General features: G+C 64.9%; 17 protein-coding genes. 11 read left to right on the forward strand and 6 right to left on the reverse strand.

Going from position 1 to position 16,282, the window contains the following annotated elements:
• Positions 1 to 40: 40 nt before the first annotated feature.
• Entirely contained in the window at positions 41 to 1,024 is a 984-nt protein-coding gene (locus X268_RS18395; protein WP_164937797.1) for a VOC family protein, read from the reverse strand.
• 144 nt (positions 1,025 to 1,168) lie between these two features.
• On the opposite strand from X268_RS18395, the gene X268_RS18400 reads away from it, so the two are divergent.
• From X268_RS18400 to X268_RS18415, 4 genes are all read left to right on the forward strand, one after another.
• Positions 1,169 to 1,960, forward strand: a complete 792-nt coding sequence (locus X268_RS18400) for a DNA-binding transcriptional regulator (RefSeq protein WP_128926250.1) — start codon at positions 1,169 to 1,171, stop codon at positions 1,958 to 1,960.
• 121 nt (positions 1,961 to 2,081) lie between these two features.
• Positions 2,082 to 3,584 carry a bifunctional 3-(3-hydroxy-phenyl)propionate/3-hydroxycinnamic acid hydroxylase MhpA gene (mhpA, locus tag X268_RS18405; protein ID WP_128926251.1) on the forward strand — a complete coding sequence of 501 codons (1,503 nt, stop codon included), beginning with the start codon at positions 2,082 to 2,084 and terminating at the stop codon, positions 3,582 to 3,584.
• Between the two features lie 24 nt (positions 3,585 to 3,608).
• Complete coding sequence (locus X268_RS18410) at positions 3,609 to 4,460, forward strand: fumarylacetoacetate hydrolase family protein (protein WP_128926252.1); 852 nt, start codon at positions 3,609 to 3,611, stop codon at positions 4,458 to 4,460.
• Between the two features lie 41 nt (positions 4,461 to 4,501).
• A complete protein-coding gene (locus tag X268_RS18415; protein WP_128926253.1) occupies positions 4,502 to 5,713 on the forward strand; it encodes an ABC transporter substrate-binding protein in 1,212 nt (403 codons plus the stop codon).
• Between the two features lie 93 nt (positions 5,714 to 5,806).
• Here the strand turns inward: X268_RS18415 and X268_RS18420 are convergent, their stop codons facing one another.
• Complete coding sequence (locus X268_RS18420; RefSeq protein ID WP_128926254.1) at positions 5,807 to 6,649, reverse strand: hypothetical protein; 843 nt, start codon at positions 6,647 to 6,649, stop codon at positions 5,807 to 5,809.
• Positions 6,650 to 6,860: 211 nt separating this feature from the next.
• Between X268_RS18420 and X268_RS18425 the strand changes: the two genes are divergently transcribed.
• From X268_RS18425 to X268_RS18440, 4 genes are read left to right on the forward strand one after another with little or no spacing between them, the layout of a single operon-like run.
• Positions 6,861 to 7,745: an IclR family transcriptional regulator gene (locus tag X268_RS18425; RefSeq protein WP_128926255.1), complete on the forward strand. Its 885-nt coding sequence runs from the start codon at positions 6,861 to 6,863 to the stop codon at positions 7,743 to 7,745.
• A gap of 1 nt (position 7,746) precedes the next feature.
• On the forward strand, positions 7,747 to 8,943 hold the full coding sequence (locus X268_RS18430; RefSeq protein WP_128926256.1) for a CaiB/BaiF CoA transferase family protein: 1,197 nt from the start codon (positions 7,747 to 7,749) through the stop codon (positions 8,941 to 8,943).
• A 42-nt stretch (positions 8,944 to 8,985) separates the two neighbouring features.
• Positions 8,986 to 9,972 carry a Bug family tripartite tricarboxylate transporter substrate binding protein gene (locus tag X268_RS18435; RefSeq protein WP_128926257.1) on the forward strand — a complete coding sequence of 329 codons (987 nt, stop codon included), beginning with the start codon at positions 8,986 to 8,988 and terminating at the stop codon, positions 9,970 to 9,972.
• Between the two features lie 23 nt (positions 9,973 to 9,995).
• Positions 9,996 to 11,216: an ABC transporter substrate-binding protein gene (locus X268_RS18440; RefSeq protein ID WP_128926258.1), complete on the forward strand. Its 1,221-nt coding sequence runs from the start codon at positions 9,996 to 9,998 to the stop codon at positions 11,214 to 11,216.
• Positions 11,217 to 11,249: 33 nt separating this feature from the next.
• Here X268_RS18440 and X268_RS18445 read toward each other — a convergent pair whose 3' ends face one another.
• On the reverse strand, positions 11,250 to 11,516 hold the full coding sequence (locus X268_RS18445) for a hypothetical protein (protein ID WP_128926259.1): 267 nt from the start codon (positions 11,514 to 11,516) through the stop codon (positions 11,250 to 11,252).
• Positions 11,517 to 11,908: 392 nt separating this feature from the next.
• Between X268_RS18445 and X268_RS39870 the strand changes: the two genes are divergently transcribed.
• Positions 11,909 to 12,250 (forward strand): hypothetical protein, encoded by a 342-nt coding sequence (locus tag X268_RS39870; protein WP_208764378.1) that lies wholly within the window; start codon positions 11,909 to 11,911, stop codon positions 12,248 to 12,250.
• A gap of 89 nt (positions 12,251 to 12,339) precedes the next feature.
• Here X268_RS39870 and X268_RS18455 read toward each other — a convergent pair whose 3' ends face one another.
• Together X268_RS18455 and X268_RS18460 are read right to left on the reverse strand one after the other, a co-directional pair.
• Positions 12,340 to 12,831 carry an SRPBCC family protein gene (locus X268_RS18455; protein ID WP_164937798.1) on the reverse strand — a complete coding sequence of 164 codons (492 nt, stop codon included), beginning with the start codon at positions 12,829 to 12,831 and terminating at the stop codon, positions 12,340 to 12,342.
• Positions 12,831 to 13,220, reverse strand: a complete 390-nt coding sequence (locus tag X268_RS18460; RefSeq protein ID WP_128926262.1) for an ArsR/SmtB family transcription factor — start codon at positions 13,218 to 13,220, stop codon at positions 12,831 to 12,833. The genes X268_RS18455 and X268_RS18460 overlap by 1 nt, the downstream gene beginning before the upstream one ends.
• 326 nt (positions 13,221 to 13,546) lie before the next feature.
• On the opposite strand from X268_RS18460, the gene X268_RS18465 reads away from it, so the two are divergent.
• Entirely contained in the window at positions 13,547 to 14,602 is a 1,056-nt protein-coding gene (locus tag X268_RS18465; protein ID WP_164937799.1) for a serine hydrolase, read from the forward strand.
• 8 nt (positions 14,603 to 14,610) lie between these two features.
• Here the strand turns inward: X268_RS18465 and X268_RS18470 are convergent, their stop codons facing one another.
• Complete coding sequence (locus tag X268_RS18470; RefSeq protein WP_128926264.1) at positions 14,611 to 15,315, reverse strand: SDR family oxidoreductase; 705 nt, start codon at positions 15,313 to 15,315, stop codon at positions 14,611 to 14,613.
• Positions 15,316 to 15,431: 116 nt separating this feature from the next.
• Here X268_RS18470 and X268_RS18475 point away from each other — a divergent pair, with 116 nt between their 5' ends.
• On the forward strand, positions 15,432 to 16,274 hold the full coding sequence (locus tag X268_RS18475; protein ID WP_128926265.1) for a GNAT family N-acetyltransferase: 843 nt from the start codon (positions 15,432 to 15,434) through the stop codon (positions 16,272 to 16,274).
• Positions 16,275 to 16,282: the final 8 nt, after the last annotated feature.

The raw sequence follows: 16,282 nt of genomic DNA on the forward strand, positions 1-16,282 counted from the left end.
TCATTCCTTGCGTGTTAGATCATGGGCGCGTGACGACGGATCATTCGCGCGCGATCACCTGGTCCAGCCATGCGCAGTTGAGCGGCGGCACCCGCGGATCGGCGACGCGCACGCCGCGGGCCGCCGCATCGAGCCGCAGGTCGCGCAGACGCTTGCGCTGTTCTTCCGGCATATGGAGCCGCTCGTGGCCCCACAGCGACGGGCCGTCAAAGGTCTCGTGCGGTTGCCAGGTCTCGGGATCGATCACACGTCCGCCCCAGCCATATTCGATGAAGAAGCCGGACGGGGTGTTCACATAGAACGAAGTCATGTGATCGTTGGTGTGCCGGCCCAGCGTGTAGGCGACGCGGCCCTCATCGAGCTGCGCGAGATCGTAGCCCTGACCGACATCATCGAGGCTGCCGAGCTCGACCATGAAATGATGCAGCGCCTTCCGCCCGGAGCCGACCATTGCGAAGCTGTGGTGGCGGCAGTTGACGTGGAAGAAATACAGTCCATAGGGCTTCAACCCGAAATCCGAGACGTGAAAGCCGAGCACGTCGCGATAGAACGGCAGCAGCAACTCGACATCCTCCACATTGAGCACGACGTGCCCCATGCCGAGCGCGCCGGTGCGGAAGCCCGAGATCGGCCTGCCCGGCCTGAAGGGCTCGGTTGCAAGCTCAGGCTTGCAAAAGGCCTCGAGCCGGTTGCCCGCGGGATCAGCGAACGAAATCAGCTGGGTCACGCGCCGTTCATCGGCGAGCGCGCGCGATCCGGATATCACCTTGATGCCGTGGCTCTCCAGCCGCCCGGCGAGGCGATCGAGCTCGGCGCCTGATGGAACTTCCCATCCCATGACCGCAAGGCCGGCATCGCTGCTGCCATCGACGATCAGCCGCTGCTTGCGGTCGTCCATGCGGAAGGCGCGCATCTTGCCGCCGCGATCGACCTGCTGCATGCCGAGCAGCCCCGTCGCCATCCGGTCCCACTGGTCGAGCTGCGATGAGTTGATCCCAATGTAGCCGAGTGCGGTGATTTCCATCGAATTCCTCCCGAAGGCATCCCCTGTGCCGCAATACGGCAAACTTGATACCGACCGCGCGCGATCTTAACGTGGCGTTTCGCAATCGCTTCGCGTTCGCAACGATAATCGCGGGACCGTGCGCCACAAGGGAGGAAATGCGAAGTGTCCAAGGAGCGGACGGGACCGGGAGCGCCGCGGCAATCCGAAGGCGTCCGTGCCTTCAAGCGCGGGCTGGACGTGCTGCGAGAGGTCAACCGGTCCGGCGGCATCCGCGCCGGTGACGTCGCCCGCGCGCTCGATCTGCCCCGTCCCACCGTCTACCGCCTGCTCGAAACCTTGGAGGAACTGGGTTACGTCGCACGCAGCGCCAGCGACGACCGATTTCGGGTGACCCGGCGGGCGCTAGGCCTCGGAGACGGCTACGATCCCGGTGTTGTGATCTGCCAGGCGGCGGCGCCCTATCTCGCCGAGCTCAGCAAGACCCTGGTCTGGCCGGTCGATCTCTCCACCTATGAGAACGCCGCGATGGTCGTGCAGGAGACCACCCACGCGCGCAGCCCGCTCTCGATCGACCGCGGCATGATCGGCAAGCGCCTGCCGATGCTGCGCACCTCCGCTGGCCGCGCCTATCTCGCCGCCTGCTCCGCGCGCGAGCGCGACCTGATCGTCAATCATCTGCGCCGCATCGACGAGGCCGACGACCGTCCGTTCCTGGACGCAGCCCACCTCGATCGCATGATCGCCGAGACGCAGGCGCGCGGTTACGCGATCCGCAGCGAGGGCGAATACAATCCCAAGACAGCTTCGATTGCCGTCCCCATCGTGCGCAATGAGATCGTCTTCGGCTGCATCTCCATCATCTGGATTCGCTCGGCACTGGGGATCGACGAGGCGATCGCTCAGTTCGCAGTGCAGCTTCAGGAGACCGCTGCCGCCATCCCGCTCGAAGTGTAACGCACCCACGCCTCCACTCCGTCCAGCCGGCAATGGCCAGCGGCACGAGCCCCGTCCGCTGGGCGGACACTTGGCGCGCGGCCGTTGATGCTGCGGCGCGGCTTGGGGAAGAGATGGCGCCATGCAAGATAGATCCACCCCCGAAGAATTCGACGTCGTGATCGTCGGCCGCGGCCCGGTCGGCGCCACGCTCGCCAATTTGCTCGGCCTGTGCGGCGTGCGAACGCTGGTGCTGGAGCGCGAGGCGCGGACCTATCATCTGCCGCGCGCGGTGCATTTTGATGACGAATGCATGCGCGTGTTCCAGACCATCGGTCTCGCCGACGCCATCCTGCCCCACGTGATCCTCAGCCCCGGAATGCTCTTTCTCGATGCCGAGGGCCGTATGCTGCTGGACTGGTCCCGTCCGCAGACATTGACCCCGATGGGCTGGCATCTCAGCTACCGTTTTCACCAGCCGGATCTGGAGAATGTCCTGATCAGTGGCCTCTCCCGCTGGCCGCACGTCACCCTGCGCAACCGCTGCGATGTGTTCGCGCTCGATGAGGACGAGCATGGCGTGCGCGTCCGCTATGAGGACCTCTCGAACGGAAAACTCGCTGGAGTCCGCGCAGGCTATGTGATCGGCTGCGACGGCGCCCGCTCGCTGGTCCGCCGCTTCATCGGCTCCAGCATGGACGATCTCGGCTTCCACGAGCGCTGGCTGGTGATCGACGTGCTGCTCAAGCGTGAGCGCGACGATCTTGGCGACTACAGCCTCCAGCATTGCAACCCTGCACGGCCCGCGACCTATGTGCGCGGCACCGGCACGCGGCGGCGCTGGGAAATCACGATTCTTCCGGGCGAGGATTCACACGAGATCGCGCAGCCCGCGAAAGTCTGGGATCTGCTGTCGCGCTGGATCACGCCCGACGATGCCGACATCGAGCGTGCTGCGGTCTACACCTTTCATTCCGTCATCGCACGGCGATGGCGAAGTGGACGATTGCTGCTCGCGGGAGATTCCGCACACCAGACCCCGCCTTTTCTCGGACAGGGTATGTGCGCAGGCATCCGCGATGCCGCGAATCTTGCGTGGAAGCTCAACGCCATCATCCGGGGCGTCTCAAGGTCGGAGCTGCTCGACACCTATCAGAACGAGCGCGAACCGCATGTGCGCGAATTCATCGAGCTCGCCATTCGGCTGGGCGGCGTGATCAATACCAAGGCGATCGAAGCTGGCCTTGCCGCTGGAGAGATTCGCGAGAACGCGCCCGTGAAGCTCGAGGTGAAGAAGCCTCTGCTCGGCCCCGGGCTGGCGCCCCGCGACCAGCCTCTCGCCGGAGATCTGGCGCCGCAGTTCGAGCTTCGGGACGGCAGCCGCAGCGACGATCGTGTCGGCTACGGCCATGTCCTGCTCGCCGCAAACGCGGCCGCCCTCTCCTCACGCCCGGCTCTTGCGGGACTCAAAATCCTGACCGGCGACGATGCTTACGCCATCGGCGACTGGCTGCGCAGGCACGGCATCATCGCCGCGCTCGTTCGCCCCGACCGCTATGTGCGCGGCACGGCGCGGAACGAGACCGAGCTCGACCAGCTCATCGCCGCCATCACGCCTTCAACCCACGTGCCGTCCGCGGCCTGAAGCGAACACTCCTAGGGATATCTCATGAAGCTGCTGTCTTTCATCACCGACGGCCGCGCCTCTTTCGGCGCCGTCAAGGACAACGGTGTCGTCGATCTCGGTGCGCGCATGACGGGCTGTTCAACGCTGCGGCAGTTGCTCGAAGCTGGGCGCCTTGCCGAGGCGGCCAAGCTCGTCGCGGCCGCCGCGCCTGATCATCCGCTCGACAAGATCAGCTTCGCCCCCGTGATCCCGGACCCCGGCAAGATCATTTGCGTCGGCTTGAACTACCGCGACCATGTCGCCGAGACCGGACGCACCGTCACCGAGAACCCGGCGCTGTTCGTCCGCTTCCCCTGCAGCCAGGTCGGCCATCTCCAGCCGATCGTGAAGCCGAAGGTGAGCGACGATTTCGACTATGAAGGCGAGCTCGCGCTCGTCATCGGCAAGCAGGGCCGGCACATCCCGGCGAGCCGCGCGCTCGATCATATCGCCGGCTATTCCTGCTACAACGAAGGCAGCGTCCGCGACTGGCAGCGCCACACCAGCCAGTTTCTTTCCGGCAAGACCTTTGCCGAGAGCGGCAGCTTCGGCCCGTGGCTGGGGACAGCGGACGAGATTCCCGATCCGTCAAAGCTCACCCTGCAGACGCGCCTGAACGGCACTTTGGTGCAGAACACCACCACCGACCTCCTGATCACCGCGATCCCCGAGCTGATCGCCTACATCTCCACGATCTGTCCGCTCGTCCCCGGCGACGTCATCGTCACCGGCACGCCCGGCGGCGTCGGCGCCAAGCGCACGCCGCCCTTGTGGATGCAGCCCGGCGACAACGTCGAGGTCGAGATCTCAGGCATCGGAACCTTGCGCAACACGGTCATCGCCGAACCGGCCTGACGACGCCTTCGAACAATCAAAATGACAAACGGGGAAACACCATGGGCAACCTTCGCGCTGCATCCGCCGCCATCCTGCTGGTCACGCTGGCGTTCGCAGGCCCGCCTGCGCGCGCCGAGATCAAGGGTGAGACAATCCGCATCGGCGTGCTCACCGACATGAACGGCGTATTCGCAACTGCCATGGGCCCGGGTTCAGTCGAGGCGGCGCGGATGGCCGCGGAAGAGTTCGGCGGCAAGATCAATGGCAAGCCGATCGAGATCCTGCAGGCCGATCACCAGAACAAGCCGGATCTGGCGGCATCGCTCGCACGCAAATGGTTCAGCGAAGGTGTCCAGGCGATCGCCGACGGCGGCAGCTCCGGCGCCGCCCTCGCCGTGCAAGAGCTGGTGCGCGGCAACGGCAGGATCTTCCTCATCTCCGGCGCCGGTGCCAACCAGCTCACCGATGAAGCCTGTGCGCCGACCAGCGTGCAGTGGACCCAGGACGCCTATTCCACCGCGACCGCCGTGGTCTCCGGCATCATGCGGACCAGCAAGGAGCCATGGTTCTTCATCACCGGCGACTATGCGTTCGGCCATTCGATCGAGGCGACGGCGCGCGGGCGCATCGGCGAGCTCGGCGGCAAGGTCGCCGGCAGCGTCAAGGCGCAGCTCGGTACGCCCGATTTCAGCTCGTTCCTGCTTCAGGCGCAGTCGTCGGGCGCCAAGATCCTCGCCATCAACGTCGCCGGCGACAACGCCACCGCGATCAAGCAGGCCGAGGAGTTCGGCCTCGCCGATCAGGGCATCAAGATCGTGCCGATGTCGTTTCAAAACGTCGATATCGAGTCGGTCGGGTTGAAGGCAACCCGCGGCGACCTCATCGTCACCTCCTTCTTCGAGGACGTCTCCCCCGCCGCCCGGAAGTTCTCCGACGCCTTCTATGCGCGGCGGAAAGCAATGCCCTCGCAGATCCAGGCCGGTGTCTATTCCGCCGTGCGCCACTATCTGCAGGCCGTGAAGGACACCGACTCCGACGAGAGCGCTGTCGTGATGGCCAAGATGAAGGCGACGCCGGTGTCGGACGCCTACACCCCCAACGGCCGCATCCGGGAGGATCAGCGCATGGTGCACGATCTTTACCTGGTCCAGGTCAAGACGCCCCAGGAGTCCCGGGGTCCATGGGATTTCGTCAAGCTGGTCGCGACCATCCCGCCCGACCAAGCCTTCCGTCCGCTCGACCGCAGCAAGTGCAGCCTGGTGGGCAAATAGAGCGTTATCAAGCGAAGTGGACACCGGTTCGCGCGAAGAAACGCGTCAAACCAAGAACCTGGAGCAACGTTCCATCGGAACGCTGCTCCAGGCTTACGCCAGATACAGCGCCAGATAGCCTTCCATCGCATAGAGCGCGCAGAGCGCCAGGCTCGACCACACGGCGGCGCTGAAATACAGGAACATCCAGGTCAGCTCGCCCTTCCAATGCGCGACGTCGTGGGTCACCACCCAGCGCGTCGAAACGTCATGCAGGCCCTCGATGAGGCCGAGGAACGTGTTGCCCTCGGCGTGCCCTGCCCGCCAGCGGCTGAGATACATCGGCACGTCGACGGTGACGAGGAAGGCGAGAAAGCAAGCGATGCCGACGATGCCTGACATCAGCGCCCAGCGCACCATGCCCTGGAATTCCGGCATCAGGCGGCACAGCGCGATGCCGGCCAGGAAGAAGGTCACCGCCCACAGCGAGTTCTCGATCCCGTTGTAGAGGAAGTTGGTCGTCACCACCGCGTACCAGGAGAAACACTCCGCGATGATGATGATGGGCACGATCACCAGCGCGATGTTCACCGCGGTCTCGGCGCCCGTCATCTTGCCGAGCTGATGCAGGATGATCGCCCATTGCGCGACGAAGCAGAGCTCGGCCACGGTCGCGACCGTCCGGCCGACGACGACGCTCGACAACCAGGTGTCGAACAGGCAGATGCGCTGCACGTCGGCGCGTGGCAGCACCGAGCGGAACGCGCAGCCGAAAACATAGCCGGCGCAAAGCAGGAACATCAGCCCGATATCCGAGCCGCCGCCGTGGCTGCTAGAGGGCGTCGGATAAAACTCGCGGTACAGCATGAACCAGACGAGGATGTTGGCCGCGCTCACAAGCGTCAGGGAGCCCCACCACCACGCGAGAGGATTTGACCGCGCCTGCCACTGCAACATGAACCGCTCCGCAAATTACCTATCTGACATGTCGACGTAATAATCCTGTCACAAGTCGGCATGCAATCACGACAAAAATCTGCGTGTTGGATCGGTCCAGCGCATCCTTTCATGGAACGGCGGCCCATATGTATTGTCCACATATCGGACATTTTATCGATAATCGATGAATTTATTGGACAGCGCTGATGCGGCCGTTCGATAGTTGGGAATGCCTAGGACAGACTCATCCAAGTCGCGACACCCGCCCTCCTCCGCCGCTGCCGTGCTGGCGGAGAGCGTCGATGACGCCGCCTTCTCCACAACGCTGGCAAAGGGGCTCGTCGTGCTCGAAGCGTTCAGGGGCGGGAGTACGCTGCTGGGCAACATGGAGCTGTCGACACTGACGGGTATTCCACGGCCGACGGTGGCGCGGCTGACCCACACGTTGGCTGAGCTCGGCTATCTCCGCTACGACGCCGAGCGGTCAAAGTACCGCGTCGGTGCGCGGGCACTGCGCATCGCGCATCCTCTGCTCGCCGGAATGCAATTCCGCCAGGTCGCACGGCCCATGATGCAGGAGCTCGCGCTCAGCGTCCGCGGCACTGTCTCGATCGGCCTGCTCGACGCCACCTCGATGATCTACGTCGAGACCGCGCGCTCCGGCGACGTCGGCCCGCACGTGCCCGACATCGGCATGCCGATCCCCGTGGCGCTGACCGCCATGGGACGCGCCGCGGCGGCGACCTTGCCGCCGGCCGATGCCGACCGGCTCGAACGGAACATCGCCGCCGAAGATTCCGGGCTATGGACGGCTTTTCGCGACAAGTACCGGGCCGGGATCGTGCAATGCAAAAGCCGCGGCTTCTGCACATGCTGGGGCGAGTACATCGCCTCCATCCATGCGGTCGCGGCGCCGCTGTTTCACGCGAGCGAATCGAAGCAGTCGTTCTCGATCAATTGCGGCATCCCCGCGTTTCGCCTCCAGCCGGGCCAGCTGGAAGCCGAGATCGGCCCGCGCATCGCAGCGCTCGCCGACAGCATCCGCGCCATCGTTGGACACACGGAACTCGCGCCGCCGCGCAAGACCAAGAAGATCACAAGCGGCGGGACATGACATGGCTGGACCGCTCGAGGGATTGAAGGTTCTCGACATCGCGACGATCATCGCAGCGCCCTTTGCCGCAACGCTGCTGGCCGACTACGGCGCCGAGGTGCTCAAGATCGAGATGCCCGGCCAGGGCGACGGCGTACGCTCGTTTCCGCCGTTCAAGGACGGCAAGCCGCTGTGGTGGAAGGCGGCCAACCGCAACAAGAAGTTTGCCACGCTCGACCTGCGCACGCGGGACGGACTTGCGCTGTTCAAGCAGCTGCTTCCGCATTTCGACGTGCTGATCGAGAATTTCCGTCCGGGAACGCTTGATCGATGCGGCCTGCCCAAGGAGGTGCTGTGGTCGATCCAGCCGCGCCTCGTGATCCTGCGCGCTACCGCCTTCGGGCAGGATGGCCCCTATCGCGAGCGGCCCGGCTTTGCCCGCATCTTCGAGGCCATGGGCGGGCTCACCTACATCACGGGGGAGACGGATGGCGAGCCGACCCATCCCGGATATCCGATCGGAGATTCGATCGGCGGCCTGTTCGGCGCCGTCGGCGTGCTGGCGGCGTTGTGGAAACGGGCGCGTGATCCCGATGCGCCCGGCGAGGAGATCGATCTTTCGCTGACTGAGGCCACTTTCCGCCTGCTCGACGTTCTCGCCATCGAGCACGATCAGCTCGGCGCCGTTCGCAGCCGCATCGGCAACGCCAACGGCTATTCGGCGCCGCCTGCCGTGTTCCGCACCAGCGACGACCACTGGGTGACGCTCGCAGGTTCGACCAACGCACTCTTCGCCGCGAACTGCCGGGCGATCGAACGGCCCGACCTCATCGACGATCCGCGCTTCGCCAGCAACGACCGGCGCGTCAAGCACGCCTCCGAGCTCAACCACATCTTCGCCACCTGGTGTGCCGCCCATCCCCTCGGCGAGGTCCTCGCCAAATTCAATGCCGCACAGGGAACGCTCGCTCCGATCTATTCGATCGACCAGATCGCGGGCGACCCGCAAGTGAAGGCGCGCGAGGTGATCACACGCGTCGCCGACCGCGATTTTGGCACCGTCGCCATGACCAATGTCGTCCCACGCTTCACCAATGATCCCGCGCGAATACGTCACGCCGCCGGCGACGTCGGCCAGGACAATGACGAGGTGTTTCGGGATTGGCTCGGCCTTTCGGACCAGGAGATCGAACGACTCACCGATCGGAAGGTGATCTGAACGTCACAAGAAGACCAACAATAAAACGGGAGGAAGACAACAGTGGCATCGCTCGAAGTCACACGCCGAACCCTGCTGAGCACGATCGCGGGCGGCCTGGTCGCCGGATCCAGCCTGGCGGCAAGCGCCGAGGATGCATGGCCCTCGCGCATGGTGCGGCTGATCTCACCTTACGGGCCCGGCGGCTCCAACGACATCTCGCTGCGCCTGCTCGCCGAGGAGTTCGGCCGCAGTCTCCGCCAGCAGTTCATCGTTGAGAACAAGCCGGGTGCCGGCACCCGCATCGCCAACGACATGGTCGCCCATGCGCCGGGCGACGGCTACACCATTCTCTACGTTGCGGCCCCCTACGCCACCGCCGAGGCGCTGTTCGGCAAGCTGACCTATGACCGCAAGGATCTGCAGCCGGTTGCCATGGTGGTGATCGCGCCGCTGTTTCTCATCATCAGCGCCGACGCCCCATTCAAGACGCTTCCCGAGCTGATCGCCTACGGCAAATCGAAGCCGGATGGACTGACCTTCGCTTCGCCGGGCGCCGGCTCGCAGCCGCACCTTGCCGGAGAGCTGCTGTTCCGCGATGCCGGCGTCAAGGGTCTCAACATCCCGTTCCGGGGCGATGCCGCTTCCTATACCGAGCTGCTCGCCGGCCGCGTCGACGCCACGCTGACCGCGCTGCCGACCGCCCTGCCCTACATCCAGAGCGGCAAGTTCATCGTGCTCGGCGTCGCCTCGCCCGAGCGCAGCGCACTCTATCCGCAGGCGCCCACCTTGCGCGAGCAGGGCTTTCCCAACGTCGCCGCCGCCGGCTGGTACGGCTTCATGGCGCCGTCTGCGACGCCGCGCGCGATCATCGACAAGCTCCAGGCAGAAGTCCTGCGCGCGCTCGCCGAGCCGGCGATCAAGGACAAGCTGACCGCTCAAGGTCTGGAGGTACGCGCGGGCGACGCCGCCGCATTCGGCCAGTTCATCGATAGCGAGACCCAAAAATGGACCAGGCTGATCCGCGACGCCGGTCTCAAGGGTGAATGACCGTTGGTGCACGGGGAATGAAAATGAAGACCCGACTTCTCGAACGCGTCGCGGCCGCCGCACTCGCTCTGGCGATGTCGATCGCACAAGCACATGCGCAAAAGAAATATGATCCCGGCGCCTCCGATACCTCGATCAAGGTCGGACAGACCATTCCACTGAGCGGTCCGGCTTCGGCCTACGCCGTGATCGGCAAGACCCAGGCCGCTTACATGAGGATGATCAACGACCAGGGCGGCGTAAACGGCCGCAAGGTCGACCTGATCCAGTATGACGACGCCTACTCGCCGCCGAAGACCGTAGAGCAGACCCGGAGGCTGGTCGAAAGCGACGAGGTGCTGCTGACGTTCCAGATCATCGGCACGGCGCCCAACGTCGCCGTGCAGAAATATCTCAATGCCAAGAAAATCCCGCAGCTCTTTGCCGCAACCGGTGCGGCGCGCTTCACCGATCCCAAGAACTTCCCCTGGACGATGGGCTTCAACCCGTCCTATCTCGTCGAGGGCCGCATCTATGCGCAGTACCTCCTGAAGAGCCATCCGAATGCCAGGATCGGCGTGCTCTACCAGAACGACGACCTCGGCAAGGACTATCTCGCCGGGCTCAAGGCCGGTCTTGGCGACAAGGCGAAGATGATCGTGGCCGAGACGTCCTACGAGATCACCGAGCCGACGATCGACTCGCAGATTCTGCGGCTGAAGGACGCCGGTGCCGACGTGCTGTTCAGCGCCACGACGCCGAAACAGGCGGCCCAGGCCATCAAGAAGGTCGCGGAGATCGGCTGGAAGCCGTTGCACATCATCGACATCAACGCCTCCTCGCTCAGCGCCGTGCTGAAACCGGCAGGTCTGGACAATTCGAAGGGCGTCGTCAGCGTCGGCTACGTCAAGGATCCTGCCGATCCCGAATGGAAGGTCGATCCCGGCATGAAGCGCTATCTAGCCTTCATGGCCAAGTACTATCCCGACGGCGACAAGGATTCGAACCTGAACGTCTACGGCTACATCACCGCGCAGCTCCTGATTCAAGTGCTGAAGCAATGCGGCGACGACCTCACCCGCGACAATGTGATGCGGCAGGCGGCCAACCTCAACAATATCGAGCTCGACCTGACGCTGCCCGGGATCTCGGTCACGACTTCGCCGACCGACTATCGCGTCAACAAGCAGTTCCAGATGGTGCAGTTCGACGGACAGCACTGGCAGAAGCTCGGCGAGATCGTGACGGACGAGGCCAGGGAGTGAGGCGACAGCGCAAGGCTCGTGCGGGTGCGGCTCTCAATGCCGTCCCGCGCGACGGCCGCCGGCGCGGATGACATCGTCGCTCTCGTCGATATGGCGCTGATATTCGGAGATCGCACGGTTGGCCATGCGGATCCGGTTCGTCTGCCCCTCCTCGACCATCACCGTGATACGCTGGGCCAGGAACACGCAGGCATCGAACTCCTCGTGGATGGCGCCGGTGCGCACGAGAAAGTCCCAGGCGATCTCGTAGGCCTCCTCCGCGGCGGGATTGCGATAGTCGCTGAAGATGATGTGCGTCATCACTGCCAAAGCCGGAGCGCAGCGATCGTTCCTACTGGACGGGGACGGACCGGGCCGAGGACGTGAAAAACCACCGGCCGCCTTCGTGCGCCGGTGGTCCGATCCTGGCGAAGAATGCGAAAACTACACCGCCTGGTGCTGATGCGACAGGTGCGCGGTAACCTCGCCTTGACCTCCGGATATTCGTCCAGCCGTTCCGACTGGCGTTCCATCAACTCCCGCGCCTGCACTTCCATCGCATGCCCGAAAGATGTTCCGGGGTTGGGACCCGAAACTAATCTGCGACAAGGCTGCCAGCCACTTTCGCCGAGGCAGCTCCTCCACATCGACCCGTGCAGGAACGGTTGGTCACGCGCGTGATTGGTCCAGCATGAACCTCAAGGAGACACAACATGCGTAAGACGATGCTGACGATCTTCACAGCTGCAATGCTCGCCGGCGCTTCCCTGGGCGCAGCGTTCGCTCAAGGCGCCGGTGGTGGTGGTGCTGGTGGCGGCGCAGGCGGCGGAGCCGGTGCTGGTGCGGGCGGTGCCGGCGCAGGTGGTGCCGGTGCGGGTGGTGCTGGCGCGGGTGCAGGCAGCAGCGGAGCTGGCTCCGGAAGCGCCGGGGACGGCTCCGGCTCCGGCAGTGGCGGCATCACCCATACGGAACGCGGTGGACAGGGCGCGTCCAGTGCTCCCGGCATGCGCAACGAGACCACGCCGCGGTCGAACGGCACCACACCACGCCGTTAGTCGCGTGTCGATCGCGCGCTTCGGAGCCTATCGTTCGACGCGCGCGCGAATGCGATCCCGGCGACTCCTTCGCCGGGACCGTTTCGTCCTCAACGCTTCAGGCTCGCCACATAAGCCGCGAGCTTGTCCAGCGTCTGATAGCCGTACTCGACGGCACCGAAGCCGATCATGCCGTCGCGCTGCTCGGTGCTCGAAGCGAGCTGGCGCATCATCAAGACCGTCTTGCCGTTGCTCTGCTCGGCAAAGGTGACAGTGAAGCGGAACATGCCGGGATCTTCATCCTGATCGACACCGTGGTCCATCTCCATCAGCGAGGGCCGCTCGATGCGACGGAAGCGCATGCGGTTCGGATAGACCGTGCCGTCCGGGCCGATCATGTTGAAGCGCCAGACGCCGCCGACGCGCACGTCGATCTCGAATGTCTCGACCTTGAATCCTTTCGGCCCGAACCATTGCGGCAGATGCTTCGGGTCGGACCACGCCTCGAACACCAGATCGCGCGGCGCATCGATCACGCGCGACATCACGATCTCGCGATCCAGCGACCATTGCGACAGAGCGGGATTGGCAGAATTCGTCATCACTCGGAACCTTTCCGTTTGGTTGTTCGGGACGGCCGCTTGGCGGCCGCCCTCTCCTTTTCTTTCTTGAGCTTCATCACGTAGGCTTCGAACCGGTCGAGCCGCGCCTCCCAGATCGCGCGCTGCTGCTGGAACCAGTCTTCCGCACCGAGCAGCGCATCCGGGCTGAGACGGCAGGTGCGCACGCGGCCGGATTTCTCCGAGAGCAGGAGCCCGCTCGTCTCCAGCACATGGATGTGTTTCATGAAGCTCGGCAGCGTCATGTCGAAGGGATCGGCGAGCTCGCCGACCGACGCCTCCCCGTCGCACAGCCGCATCACGATCGCGCGCCTTGTCGGATCGGCAAGCGCTGCGAAGACCTGGTCGAGCCTGGATGATTGGTTAGCCATGAAGCTAACTATACACACAGAATAACCGAGGTCAACAATTGTTAGCTGATTGGCTCAGTTTTGCGGCCCGGATGGAACACAGCGTCATCCGGAGATCTTCGCGCTCCATCCGCCAATCGGCAGGCGGAACCCACAACGCGCAATTGTGAATTGGGACATCGCGCCGTCCTCGCTAAACAATATCCGGGGCACATCAGCATCGTTCACCACAGCACGTGCCGCCCATTGTCACCTCTTCCTCGATCACCCGGCGACTCTTCGCCCGGGCCGCACTCATTCCGATTGCGATGGCGCTTTGCCCGCGCCGGGCATCCGCGGATTCCGACATGATCGCGCAGATGCGTGACATCGTCGCGAACGAGCTGGCGCCGACCGCGACGCCGGACCATGCGGGCGGTCTCACCGCAGCCCTCTATGCCGGGCGGCATGTCGAGTTCTTCAACTACGGTTTTGCCGACGATGTGACCGGACGGAAGGTGACGCCCGACACGCTGTTCAATCTCGCCTCGTTGCGAAAGCCGTTCGAGGCCACACTCGTGGCGCTCGGTGCGCTGCGTGGCGAGCTGCGGCTCGACGATCGTCTGCCGAAATACCTGCCTGAGCTGAACGGCAACGACATCCGCAATGTCACTGTTGGCCAGTTGGCGACGCACACCTCGGGCCTGCTGCTGCCGACCGACCATCCGCCCTGGCCGAACGAACAGTACACACGCGAGCAGTTCATCGCCATGCTGAACGCCTTCACGCCGGCGCCCGGCGTCGCCCCCGGCCGGCAACGCGTCTACACCCATGCTGGCTACGTGCTGCTTCAGCTCGTACTCGAGCGCTGCTACGGCATGCCGATCCATGCGCTGATCCAGCACCGCATTCTCCGCCCGCTCGCCATGGACTCCACTTTCGTCCCCGAGCGCGGCCCGGACAACCGCGCCGTCATGGACCGGGCCACGATGCAGCGCGTGGTCCAGGGCTATTCCGACCAGGGCATGGCGATTGGCCCGATCGGCAATCAGCAGAGCTATTTCGATTTTCCCGGCACGGGCCAGATGTTCGCCTCCGCCCGGGATCTTGCCGTCTTCGCCGCGGCCTGCGTCGACGGCCGCGCGATCGATCCGCATTTGCGCGAGGCGCTGCGGATGACGCAGCGCGAGGTCTTCCGCGTCGACGAAAAATTCGGACAGGGCATGGCCTGGGAGACCGTGCGTCTCCCAGGGGTCACCATCGTCGACAAGCCCGGCAGCCTCAACAACGCCTCCGGCTATATCGGCCTGGTGCCAGCACGGCGGATCGGCATCGTCCTGCTAGCCAATCGCGGCGAGTATCCGCACGAGATCGCCCGCTACAAGATCCTGCCGGAGCTGGTGCGGCTTGTCGCCTCACATTGAGGCGCCGCTCAGACCGAGCGCGTCAGGCCGCCGTCGACGCGGATGTTCTGGCCGGTGATGTAGGCGGCCCCGTCCGAGGCCAGGAACGCGATCGTCGCCGCGATCTCCTCGACCTTGCCGTAACGCTTCATCGGCACGCTGTCGCGGCGCGCGTCTTGCTGCGGCAGGCTGTCGATCCAGCCCGGCAGAACGTTGTTCATGCGGATGTTGTCGGCCGCATGGGCGTCGGTAAAGATCTTGGTGAAGGCGGCGAGCCCTGCGCGGAACACCGCCGAGGTCGGGAACATCGCGCTGGGCTCGAACGCCCAGGCGGTCGAGATGTTGATGATGGCGCCGCCCTTCTGTGCCTGCATCAGCGGCGTCACCAGCCGGGTCGGGCGGATCACGTTCAGGAGATACGTGTCGAGGCCGGTGTGCCATTGCTCGTCGGTGATCTCGGTGATGGGCGCGCGCGGACCGTGGCCGGCGCTGTTGACGAGCACGTCGATCCGTCCCCATTTCACCATGGCGCCGTCGACGAGCCGCTTCAGGTCGTCATTGGACTTGTTCGAGCCGGTCACGCCGAAGCCACCAAGCTCGGCGGCCAGCGCCTCGCCCTTGCCGGAGGACGACAGGATCGCGACGCGAACCCCGTCCGCCGCCAGCCGCCGCGCAGCCCCTGCCCCCATGCCGCTGCCGCCGGCGGTGACGAGCGCAACCTTCTCTGCTGCCATGACTTGATCATCCCTTGAGTTGAGGCGAGCCGCAGGCTCGGCCTATCATGAGGCCTTCTACAGCCAGACCTGTCGGCAGGTCCATGGTCGAAGGCATCCATCATGAGCGACGCGCAATGAGTGATTTGCTGATCCGGAATCTGCGCCCCGAGGAAGTCTCGCTTCCCATCGACTGGGCGGCGGCCGAAGGCTGGAATCCCGGCCGTTCCGATGCCGCCTGCTTCGCGGCTCCCGACGCGCACGGCTTCTTCGTCGGCGAGATCGACGGCGAACCGGTGGCAACCGTCTCCTGCGTCAATTACGACGATCGTTTCGCCTTCCTCGGCTTCTACATCGTGGCCAAGAGCTTTCGCGGCTCCGGCCACGGTCTGCGCATCTGGAACGCGGCAATCGCGCATGCGGGCACGCGCGTGATCGGGCTCGACGGAGTCGTGGCACAGCAGGACAATTACAGGAAATCGGGCTTCCAGCTCGCCTACGCCAATATCCGCTATGGCGGCGTCATCGTCGCCCCCGCGAAGCCGCCTGCCGATGTCGTCTCGCTCGACACGATCCCGTTTACGCTTGTGGAAGCCGACGACGCCACGGTCTTCCCCGCGCCGCGCAGCACCTTCCTGCGCACCTGGATCAACACGTCAGGCCATGTCGGCCGCGCGCTGCGGCGTGACGGCAAGCTCGCCGCATGGGGCGTGATCCGGCCCTGCCGCACCGGCTGCAAGATCGGCCCGCTGGTTGCCGACGACCGCGCAGCCGCGGAGGCGATCGTGCAGGCTCTGCTGGCAGGCACGGATGGCGGCGAGGTGTTTCTCGACGTCCCCGCCGTCAATCGTGAAGCCGTCGGGCTCGCAGAAGCGCTGGGGCTAAAGCCGGTGTTCGAGACGGCGCGGATGTACACGGGAGCGATCCCGCCGCTGCGCATCGACCGCGTCTTCGGCGTGACCAGCTTCGAGCTGGGCTAGAGCGCCAC

The organism is Bradyrhizobium guangxiense, from assembly GCF_004114915.1.
GTDB lineage: Bacteria > Pseudomonadota > Alphaproteobacteria > Rhizobiales > Xanthobacteraceae > Bradyrhizobium > Bradyrhizobium guangxiense.

What these genes read in the sequence shown, in the direction of transcription:
- X268_RS18430 (WP_128926256.1), top strand. Translation starts at nt 7,747, where the DNA reads ATGGCTGGACCGCTCGAGGGATTGAAGGTTCTCGACATCGCGACGATC.
- X268_RS18455 (WP_164937798.1), bottom strand. Translation starts at nt 12,831, where the DNA reads ATGACGAATTCTGCCAATCCCGCTCTGTCGCAATGGTCGCTGGATCGC.
- X268_RS18420 (WP_128926254.1), bottom strand. Translation starts at nt 6,649, where the DNA reads ATGTTGCAGTGGCAGGCGCGGTCAAATCCTCTCGCGTGGTGGTGGGGC.
- X268_RS18445 (WP_128926259.1), bottom strand. Translation starts at nt 11,516, where the DNA reads ATGACGCACATCATCTTCAGCGACTATCGCAATCCCGCCGCGGAGGAG.
- X268_RS18470 (WP_128926264.1), bottom strand. Translation starts at nt 15,315, where the DNA reads ATGGCAGCAGAGAAGGTTGCGCTCGTCACCGCCGGCGGCAGCGGCATG.
- X268_RS18460 (WP_128926262.1), bottom strand. Translation starts at nt 13,220, where the DNA reads ATGGCTAACCAATCATCCAGGCTCGACCAGGTCTTCGCAGCGCTTGCC.
- X268_RS18465 (WP_164937799.1), top strand. Translation starts at nt 13,547, where the DNA reads ATGATCGCGCAGATGCGTGACATCGTCGCGAACGAGCTGGCGCCGACC.
- X268_RS18475 (WP_128926265.1), top strand. Translation starts at nt 15,432, where the DNA reads ATGAGTGATTTGCTGATCCGGAATCTGCGCCCCGAGGAAGTCTCGCTT.
- X268_RS18395 (WP_164937797.1), bottom strand. Translation starts at nt 1,024, where the DNA reads ATGGAAATCACCGCACTCGGCTACATTGGGATCAACTCATCGCAGCTC.
- X268_RS18410 (WP_128926252.1), top strand. Translation starts at nt 3,609, where the DNA reads ATGAAGCTGCTGTCTTTCATCACCGACGGCCGCGCCTCTTTCGGCGCC.
- X268_RS39870 (WP_208764378.1), top strand. Translation starts at nt 11,909, where the DNA reads ATGCGTAAGACGATGCTGACGATCTTCACAGCTGCAATGCTCGCCGGC.
- X268_RS18440 (WP_128926258.1), top strand. Translation starts at nt 9,996, where the DNA reads ATGAAGACCCGACTTCTCGAACGCGTCGCGGCCGCCGCACTCGCTCTG.
- mhpA (WP_128926251.1), top strand. Translation starts at nt 2,082, where the DNA reads ATGCAAGATAGATCCACCCCCGAAGAATTCGACGTCGTGATCGTCGGC.
- X268_RS18425 (WP_128926255.1), top strand. Translation starts at nt 6,861, where the DNA reads ATGCCTAGGACAGACTCATCCAAGTCGCGACACCCGCCCTCCTCCGCC.
- X268_RS18415 (WP_128926253.1), top strand. Translation starts at nt 4,502, where the DNA reads ATGGGCAACCTTCGCGCTGCATCCGCCGCCATCCTGCTGGTCACGCTG.